Below are 8,989 nucleotides of genomic sequence, written 5' to 3' on the forward strand. Positions count from 1 at the left end.
ACTCCTGAATCTGTCTTAGTGACTGCGTTGAAACTAAATCTGAACCGCCTCTATTGCATGAGCAGAATCCGGTTCGTTTAACGTACCGGTTCTTTTTAGACATTGGTCTGTTTCAGATAAAAATAGGGCAGTAAAGAATTGTGCAGTGTTTTATAACATTCTTTACCAGTAGAGTTGAATGATCTAAAACAGTTTGAGCATGAAAAAAGCCAACCCCGGACGAAGTTGGCTTTCTTGATCAAGCAACATCAAGCAACGGTTGCTTTACTGGATTTTTGGATCCAGCTCACCTTTACCGTAACGAACGAACATGCTTTCCAGGCTGGTGTTGCTGATCTTTGAACCCTGACCTGCAGCGCCGAACGCTTCATAACGCTGGATACAGATATCTTTCATGGCTTTGGTGGCCACTGCGAAATATTTGCGTGGGTCAAATTCAGAAGGATTTTCAGTCATGAAGCGGCGGATGGCACCTGTAGAAGCCAGACGAAGATCGGTATCAATATTGACCTTGCGAACGCCGTGACGAATGCCTTCCTGAATCTGTTCAACCGGTACACCGTAAGTTTCAGGGATTTGCCCACCGTTTTCGTTGATGACTTTCAGCCATTCCTGGGGAACAGAAGACGAACCATGCATCACCAGATGGGTGTTCGGGATGCGCTGGTGGATTTCACGAATGCGGTCGATCGCCAGAATATCGCCTGTCGGTGGGCGAGTGAACTTGTAGGCGCCGTGGCTGGTACCGCAGGCAATGGCCAGAGCATCCACGTGAGTGGCCTTTACAAAATCTGCCGCTTCATCCGGATCTGTCAGCAACTGGTCGTGTGACAGGGTGCCTTCGGCGCCGACGCCGTCTTCTTCACCGGCCTGTCCGGTTTCCAGAGAGCCCAGGCAACCCAGTTCGCCTTCCACAGAAACACCACAGGCGTGTGCCATTTCTACCGTGCGACGAGTTACGTCAACATTGTATTCGTAGGAAGACGGGGTTTTGCCATCGTCTTTCAGTGAGCCATCCATCATCACGGAAGTGAAGCCAAGCTGGATGGAGCGTTGACAGACAGCGGGGCTGGTGCCGTGATCCTGGTGCATAACCACCGGTATGTGGGGGAACTCTTCCGTGGCTGCCAGAATCAGGTGTCTCAGGAAGGGGGCACCTGCGTATTTACGGGCACCGGCAGAAGCCTGAACGATGACGGGGGAGTCCGTCTCGTCGGCAGCTTCCATGATGGCGCGCATCTGTTCAAGGTTATTGACATTGAATGCGGGAACGCCGTAGTTGTTTTCTGCGGCATGGTCGAGCATTTCACGCAAGCTGATCAGGGCCATTGCCTGCTCCTGCTAATCAAGGGGTGGTTGAATTCGACGGCTATTATCCCTGTTTCTTGGGGGCGGTGCAAAACATCAACGGCTTTGAGTATTTGCAAAGCAGTTTAGACAAGAAAGTGGCGGGCGAACAGCAAGTCCCGGTAGCCCTGGCTACCGGGCTGATAAATCAGGCTTTGCCTTCGGAGCCGAACTCACGGATTTTACCCATGACGGTTTCAACGATGGCTTCTTTACCCGGGCCGATGACTTTACGTGGATCGTAAACGTCGGCGTCATTAGCCAGTACCTTGCGAACCATGTTAGTCCAGGCGATCTGATTTTCTGTGTTGACATTGATCTTGGCAGTGCCACGGCTGATGGCATTCCGGATATCGGCCGTCGGGATGCCTGTGCCGCCGTGCAGAACCAGGGGAACACCGGTCATTTCTTTAACCTGCAACATCTCATCGAAGCCCAGGTTTGGCAAACCTTTGTAGGGGCCATGAACAGAGCCCAGGGCTGGAGCCAGACAATCTACACCGGTGCGTTCAACCAGCTCTTTACATTCCTGTGGATCAGCGTAGATGCAGTTATCTGCAACAACGTCGTCTTCCTGACCACCAACAACACCCAGCTCCGCTTCGACCGATATACCGCGAGCGTGGGCATAGTCAACCACGGTTTTGGTCATGGCAACATTCTCTTCGAATGGGCCATGAGAGCCGTCGATCATTACAGACGAGAAGCCGGCTTCGATGGCTTCTTTACATTTTTCAATGCTGGAGCCGTGATCCAGATGGATGGCAACCGGTACAGTAATTTCCATGCTTTCCATCAAGGCGTTTACCATGGCGGTAATCACCTTAAAGCCACCCATGTAACGAGCCGCGCCTTCCGATACGCCGAGAATAACAGGAGACCGGGTTTTTTGGGCAGCGGTCAGGATAGCCTGAGTCCACTCCAGATTGTTGATATTGAACTGGCCAACCGCGTACTTGCCTTCCAGGGCTTTCTTCAGCATTTCAGTCATGGATACCAGTGCCATAAAGGTTTCCTCCATCAGTGGTATGGGGAACTGACCCTGAATCAGTTGGAGTGTTATCCAGTCATGGAGTTGGATAACACTTTATTTTCCGAGTCATACAAACTGAATGGTTTATACCGCGATGCAAATTAAATCAGAGGTTTGAAACTTGGCTTGCCTGAAGTCTAACAAAAAAACTTTATCTGTCTCCAGTTATAAAGAGAGGGAGTTTAAGAATGTCTTCAACCCCATATCTTCCACTTCTTCAGCAAGGTTATCGAGATCAAGTTTGTCAAACCGACGTTCTTTAATGAGTTGAGCATGTTGTTTAGTCCAGCTATAGAAGTCGGACTCATAAAGTGTTTTTTGATCATTATTCATGGTGTGATTCCCGTTAATCTCAGCCAGTCTATTCAGTTTATCAGGGTGCGGTATCCGGCAGAATATCATCCACCATAATGTTATCGAAGGTCCACTGGCAGCTATCAGGGAAGCTGGTGTGATCCAGTTGGTGATTCTCCCGCAGGTATTTATTCATTTCACGGATGGCAGCGTATTTGGCATCGGGGTAGCACTCTATCAAGGCGTCATCCTGTTCGTGCTTCAGGGACGGGTTTTTTCGGATTAACCGGCTGATGGCCAGACGTGACTGGGAAATACTGTCATACCAGCTTCTGAACTCTTTAGGTTCATACAGGTTAGGGTTAATCACGAAGGTTTGGTATTGGTATTTGAGCAGGTGCAGCACCAGAATAACCAGATGGGATTCCAGTGTATGGCGCTCGCTTTTGCTCATTTCGTCTACTTCTTCAATCAGGTTATCAAGGTCGAGCCGGTCGAACTCACGGTTTTGCAAGTGTTGTTTTTGCAGTTTTTTCCAGCGGTAAAAGTCGGACTGGTACAGTGTTTTTTGATCATTATCCATGATGTGGCACCTCTTGAATCACAGCAGAGTATAGAACAAGGATCGTTATGTCATTCCCTTCACTATCAACCAGTGTAGATCGCTACTTTCGGGAAATCCTGAACCGGCTATTGGGTCGCACCGGGGCCGCTGGCGATGCCGTTGTCTTGCGCCGTGATTAAAATAAGTTTGTCGCCTAGTGAAAAGAGGTTTCGGGCAGGGGGGGCTGAACATTCTCGACGTTTTATTGATGTATGCCCTGAAATTCGCCTTTCAGCGCCCCGTTTGTCGGGTGTTAGGTAATAATGCGTATATTGACTGGAAATCAATCCTATTAGGGTGTGAAGCAATTTTTCGTGAGAAGTGTGGATGGTTTTTGGTATTTTCCGAAACGAAGTGTCACACTTTTTTTTGGGGATTTAAGTACTAACTAACACCGCCATCTGGAAACAAGTTTTGATATTAATTGATTGAGTTCGTCTATTAATGAAAAAACATTATATAGCAAAGGGTTTTGTATGGCTTAAAAGCTTTTAAAAACACTTGTTGAAAGTGTTTACTTCGTTGAGACTCATTCATTAAACGGCAGGCGATTGATTTGATGATGCACTATCTTGGAGTGGGCCTGCAGTGGGTTTCGTTAAGAGTAGTGACGCTTGGAATGAGTGCCATATCAGGATGTATATCTTGAAATAATTTGTCGATTTTTGTCAGAGTTTGTGTGATTGATTGCCAGTTGTATCCTGTAAGTTATAAAACGGATAATCCGGTAGCTGTGCGGCCAAGAGCTTGGAAAAAATAGTTTGCGTCATCTTTCACTATCAAATGAGGCAGGGCGAGCTGTTTTTCTCAGTAGATAATTTTTTGAGTGGGTAGGATCATGTTTTCAGGCATTATTGCGTCTTCCGGCGTGGCCATTGGTAACGCCTTTGTGCTGAAAGAGGTCGAAATACAGATCAGCGATGGCGTTCTCGACAAAGCTGAGGTGGAGGCGGATATTGCTCGCTTCAGGCAGGCCAGGGATAGCACTGTTGAGCAGCTTGAAGCCATTCGTGACAAAACTGCGGACAAGCTGGGAGAAGAAGAGGCAGAGGTCTTTGAAGGTCACATTCTGGTGGCAACAGACGAAGAACTGGAAGAAGAAGTTGTTTCTGCAATTCGCTCTCTGAAGCCAGCAGACGCGGCACTGAATGAAGCCATTGCGGTCAATGTCAGTATGCTGGAAGAGCTGGACGACCCTTATCTGCGTGAGCGTGTGGCGGATATCAGGGATGTGGGACGCAGGATGCTGAAGAATTTGCTGGGTATTCCTGTGACTTCCCTGGAGGAAGTGGAAGAAGGTTCCATTCTTATAGCAGATGATCTGACGCCTTCTGATACTTCCCAGATCGATCTCGAAAAGGTCTGGGGTTTTGTGACCAACGTCGGTGGTCGTACTTCTCACTCTGCCATCATGGCTCGTTCCCTTGAACTGCCTGCCATTGTCGGGGCCAGGGTGGCGACTGACAGAATCCAGAGTGGTGACATGATAGTGTTGGATGCTATCAACAATAAAGTGTTGGTGAATCCTGATGCCTCTGCTCTGGATTACTACCGAACTCTCCGGGAACAGCTGGATGAAGAACGCATTGAGTTGGCCAAGCTTAAAGATCTCCCTTGTGAAACGCTTGACGGGAAAACCTTCGAAGTCTGTGCCAACATTGGCACGGTCAAGGATGTTGAAGGGGCTGAACGCCATGGTGCTCAGGGTGTGGGTCTCTACAGAACCGAGTTCCTGTTTATGGACCGCACTCAAATGCCTTCGGAAGAAGAGCAGTTCGAGGCTTATAAGAGCGTTGCAGAAGCTATGGGCGGTCGTTCGGTGATTATCCGCACTCTGGATATCGGTGGTGACAAAGAGCTGCCCTATCTGGATCTGCCTAAGGAACTGAACCCATTTCTCGGCTGGCGAGCCATTCGAATGTGCTTTGACAAGCCTGACATTCTTAACACCCAGTTACGAGCCATTTTCAGGGCCAGTGCTTTTGGCAGGCTGAAGATCATGTTTCCCATGGTCATTTCTGTGGAAGAAGCCCGACGTCTGAGGGCCATAGTGGCAGACGTCAAGGCCGGGCTTGGTCATGAAGGTGTGAGTTTTGACGATCATGTTGAAATAGGCATCATGGTGGAAACTCCTGCTGCTGTTATGGTCGCTGACCTGCTGATTGAAGAAGTGGACTTTTTCAGTATCGGCACCAATGATCTGACTCAGTATGTGCTGGCTGTCGATCGTGGCAATGAAATGATTGCTGATCTCTATAACCCTATGGCACCCGCCGTGCTGCGCTCCATAAAGCGAGTGATTGATTGTTCTCATAAAGCAGGCAAGTGGACCGGTATGTGTGGAGAAATGGCCGGCGATGAACGTGCAGCCCTGATACTTGCGGGTCTGGGGCTGGATGAGTTCAGTATGAGTGCCACGTCGATTCCCAGGGTTAAGAAAGTGCTCAGAGAGCAGCGTTTCGAAGCGTTGCACAAACTGGCCGATGAGGTGATGAATCAACCTACTACCGGGGATGTTCAGACAGCCCTTGATGCGTTTGTCGGTTAACAGCCAGGGGGCGTGAGCCCCTCTTTTCCTGAGGCTCATTACAGAAAGTCAGCCAATAAACATTTTCCGGTCAGAGCGCGAACACCCGGACGCAGTGCCGAAGGGTAAAAGTATTTCGATCGAACTATGTCTTAACGAACTGAGTCTTAACGAACGATGATGTCTTAATAAACGACAGTGCGAGGTGATTCTCATGGCGAGTAAAAAACCAGCAGTCAAGGCTAAGGAGAAAAAACACGACACTACGTCCAGTGTGGATGAACAGCTCGATAGTCTGCTCAAGCGAGCCGGGATAGCAAGAGAAAAGTACCTTAAGCTCAATCAGGAAGACGTGGACCGGGTGACTCGGGCTATGGCTCTGGCAGGCCAGTCTGCTCACATGGAGCTGGCAAGAATGGCCGTTGAGGAAACCGGAAGGGGAATCCTCGAAGATAAGGTCACCAAAAATATCTTTGCGACTGAGTCCATCTACCACTCAATCAAATACGATAAAACCGTCGGTGTGATTGAGGACAATGAGGAGGAGGATTTCATGCTGGTGGCTGAACCCGTCGGTGTTGTCTGTGGTATTACACCCGTGACAAACCCCACCTCTACCACCATGTTCAAGTCCATTATTTCTGCCAAGACACGTAACCCTATTGTTTTTGCTTTTCACCCTTCGGCTCAACAGTGTTCAACAGAAGCGGCAAGAATTGTTCGCGATGCAGCTACTGAGGCAGGAGCGCCTGAAGATTGCATACTCTGGGTAGAGTATCCATCGCTGGAGGCGACTCAGAAGTTGATGACCCATCCCGAGATCTCAGTTATTCTCGCCACCGGTGGTTCAGGTATGGTCAGAGCCGCTTATTCCTCTGGCAAACCGGCCCTGGGGGTGGGGCCGGGTAATGTGCCCTGTGTTATTGATCGCACTGCCAATATCAAGCAGGCCGCCAATGATCTGGTGCTGTCCAAGAGTTTTGACAACGGCATGATCTGTGCGTCCGAACAGGCTGCCATAGTACACGACGAAGTTTACGCTTCTTTCAAGGAAGAAATGAAGAGGCTTAATGTCTATTTCACCTCTCCCAAAGAGACCGATCGTCTGTCTGAGGTGGTCATTATTGATGGCCATGTCAACAGTAAGATTGTGGGTATGAAACCATCCGATATTGCGGCGCTGGCAGGGATCAAAATACCGCAGGAGACAAGGGTGATTGCGGCTGAGATTGAAGGGGTCGGACCTGAGTTTCCTCTGTCCCGCGAGAAGCTCTCACCGGTACTCGGTTTTCTCAAGGCCAGAGATACCCAGCATGGGATTGAGCTGGCCGATCAGATGCTGAATTTTGGCGGTCTGGGGCATTCGGCTGTTCTGCACGCCCAGAATGATGATGTGATTGATGAGTTCTCGCTGGCGATGAAGGCCGGTCGTATCATCATTAACTCGCCAAGCACCCACGGTGCCATTGGTGATATTTATAACACCAACATGCCTTCCCTGACTCTGGGCTGTGGCACTTATGGCGGGAACAGTACGACGTCCAACGTTTCTGCGGTTAACCTGATCAACGTCAAGCGTGTTGCCAAGCGCAGGGTTAACATGCAGTGGTTCAAGGTGCCCAGAAAAATCTATTTCGAAGCCAACTCTCTACAGTACCTCGAAAAAATGCCCGACATCTCTCGTGTGTTTATCGTAACTGACGAAGTGATTCAGGATCTGGGCTATGTTGAGAAGATTCGTTACCACCTGAGGAAACGCCCGGTGCCAGTGCAGGTGAGGGTGTTTAATCAGGTTGAGGCCGATCCAAGTCTGGCGACTATTCGTGAGGGTGCCGAGGATATGGCGCTTTTCAATCCCGACGTTGTGATTGCTCTGGGTGGCGGCTCACCCATTGATGCAGCCAAGGGTATGTGGTTGTTCTACGAACAGCCAGAAGCTGACTTTGCGGGTATGGCCCAGAAGTTCTTCGATATCCGCAAGCGGGTATACAAGTTCCCGAAACTGGGCAAGAAAGCCAGACTGGTGGCTATTCCCACCACTTCCGGAACCGGCTCTGAAGTGACTTCCTTTGCCGTCATTACCGATAAAGAAAAAGGCATCAAGTATCCTCTGGCCGACTACGAGTTAACGCCTGATGTAGCCATTCTGGACCCGAATCTGGTGCTGACGGTGCCTAAAAAGGTGACCGCAGACACAGGTCTGGATGTCCTGACTCACGCACTGGAAGCTTATGTCTCTGTGATGGCCTCTGATTATACGGATGCGCTGGCTATGAAGGCGACTCAGATGGTTTTTGAGTATCTGCCCAAATCCTACGAAGAAGCTGATAAGGTGGCCAGAGAAAAGATGCATAATGCTTCCTGCATTGCTGGTATGGCCTTTGCCAACGCCTTTCTGGGTATCAATCACTCGATGGCTCATAAACTGGGGCACGAGTTCCATGTTCCCCATGGTCTTGCCAATGCGCTGTTGTTGCCTCATGTGATTGAGTACAACGGTTGTCCCAATCCATCCAAGGTAGCTTCTTTCCCGAAATACGATCATTACATTGCCCATGAGAAATATGCTGAAGTGGCCAAGGCTCTCGGCCTGCCCTGCAAAACTGCTGAAGAAGGAGTTAAATCTCTGGCTAATGCGGTTCGTCAGTTGATGAAACGGGTAGAGATGCCTTCGTCTCTGAGAGAATTGGGTATTTCCGAGAAAGGGTTTATGGAAAAGGTCAAAATGCTGGCGGATCATGCTTTTGAAGATCAGTGCACAACGGCCAACCCAAGAATGCCACTGGTCTCTGAGCTGGAAGATTTGTTGAAGAAAGCTTATTACGGTGAGTGATCTTGTTTTTACCGTGGGGCGTTCCACACATCAGCATTGAAGGCGGCTCTGAACTATCTGGAGTCACACTGGTTCAATGGACTATTGGCAAATACAAGAAATCAAAGGGGCGAAAGCGAAGAACGTTATCCGGCAAGATTGGCCAGAGAGGCTCCGATGTTTATGGCGTGCTCGCATATTGATTGGGTTAAAAACAGTTCGCAATAATCTATTATAATCTAAAACTATCTAATATAATCTCAAGAATGGATAAGAGATTAGTGAAGATAGGTGAGGCAGCTCGTTTACTTGGTACAGACCCAGTAACACTACGAAAATGGGAAAGTACAGGTGAGCTGCTTCCTGCCAGAA

7 protein-coding genes are annotated in these 8,989 nt (G+C 49.1%); 3 read left to right on the forward strand and 4 right to left on the reverse strand.

Annotation, left to right across the window (positions count from 1 at the left end):
• Positions 1–264 precede the first annotated feature (264 nt).
• From fba (KBW69_RS17870) to KBW69_RS17885, 4 genes are all read right to left on the reverse strand, one after another.
• The gene (gene fba / locus KBW69_RS17870; protein WP_257255336.1) at positions 265–1,329 is read right to left on the reverse strand and encodes a class II fructose-bisphosphate aldolase; all 1,065 of its coding nucleotides are present in this window, start codon (positions 1,327–1,329) and stop codon (positions 265–267) included.
• Between the two features lie 166 nt (positions 1,330–1,495).
• Positions 1,496–2,353: a class II fructose-1,6-bisphosphate aldolase gene (gene fba, locus KBW69_RS17875; protein ID WP_257281733.1), complete on the reverse strand. Its 858-nt coding sequence runs from the start codon at positions 2,351–2,353 to the stop codon at positions 1,496–1,498.
• A 192-nt stretch (positions 2,354–2,545) separates the two neighbouring features.
• Complete coding sequence (locus KBW69_RS17880; RefSeq protein ID WP_257281734.1) at positions 2,546–2,782, reverse strand: DUF29 domain-containing protein; 237 nt, start codon at positions 2,780–2,782, stop codon at positions 2,546–2,548.
• Positions 2,754–3,257 carry a DUF29 domain-containing protein gene (locus KBW69_RS17885; protein WP_257281735.1) on the reverse strand — a complete coding sequence of 168 codons (504 nt, stop codon included), beginning with the start codon at positions 3,255–3,257 and terminating at the stop codon, positions 2,754–2,756. Before KBW69_RS17885 ends, KBW69_RS17880 begins: the two co-directional genes overlap by 29 nt.
• 859 nt (positions 3,258–4,116) lie before the next feature.
• Here KBW69_RS17885 and ptsI point away from each other — a divergent pair.
• The 3 genes from ptsI to KBW69_RS23910 all read left to right on the forward strand — a co-directional run.
• Positions 4,117–5,826, forward strand: a complete 1,710-nt coding sequence (gene ptsI, locus KBW69_RS17890) for a phosphoenolpyruvate-protein phosphotransferase PtsI (protein ID WP_257252521.1) — start codon at positions 4,117–4,119, stop codon at positions 5,824–5,826.
• Positions 5,827–6,019: 193 nt separating this feature from the next.
• Positions 6,020–8,638, forward strand: coding sequence for a bifunctional acetaldehyde-CoA/alcohol dehydrogenase (gene adhE / locus KBW69_RS17895; RefSeq protein WP_257281736.1), 2,619 nt, complete (start codon positions 6,020–6,022; stop codon positions 8,636–8,638).
• A gap of 245 nt (positions 8,639–8,883) precedes the next feature.
• The coding region (locus tag KBW69_RS23910) for a MerR family DNA-binding transcriptional regulator (RefSeq protein WP_373690714.1) at positions 8,884–8,989 on the forward strand (106 nt) is incomplete at its 3' end.

Origin of the sequence: Endozoicomonas sp. ISHI1 (genome assembly GCF_024606225.1) — a bacterium.
Classification (GTDB): Bacteria; Pseudomonadota; Gammaproteobacteria; order Pseudomonadales; family Endozoicomonadaceae; genus Endozoicomonas_A.

What these genes read in the sequence shown, in the direction of transcription:
- fba (WP_257255336.1), bottom strand. Translation starts at nt 1,329, where the DNA reads ATGGCCCTGATCAGCTTGCGTGAAATGCTCGACCATGCCGCAGAAAAC.
- fba (WP_257281733.1), bottom strand. Translation starts at nt 2,353, where the DNA reads ATGGCACTGGTATCCATGACTGAAATGCTGAAGAAAGCCCTGGAAGGC.
- KBW69_RS17880 (WP_257281734.1), bottom strand. Translation starts at nt 2,782, where the DNA reads ATGATATTCTGCCGGATACCGCACCCTGATAAACTGAATAGACTGGCT.
- KBW69_RS17885 (WP_257281735.1), bottom strand. Translation starts at nt 3,257, where the DNA reads ATGGATAATGATCAAAAAACACTGTACCAGTCCGACTTTTACCGCTGG.
- ptsI (WP_257252521.1), top strand. Translation starts at nt 4,117, where the DNA reads ATGTTTTCAGGCATTATTGCGTCTTCCGGCGTGGCCATTGGTAACGCC.
- adhE (WP_257281736.1), top strand. Translation starts at nt 6,020, where the DNA reads ATGGCGAGTAAAAAACCAGCAGTCAAGGCTAAGGAGAAAAAACACGAC.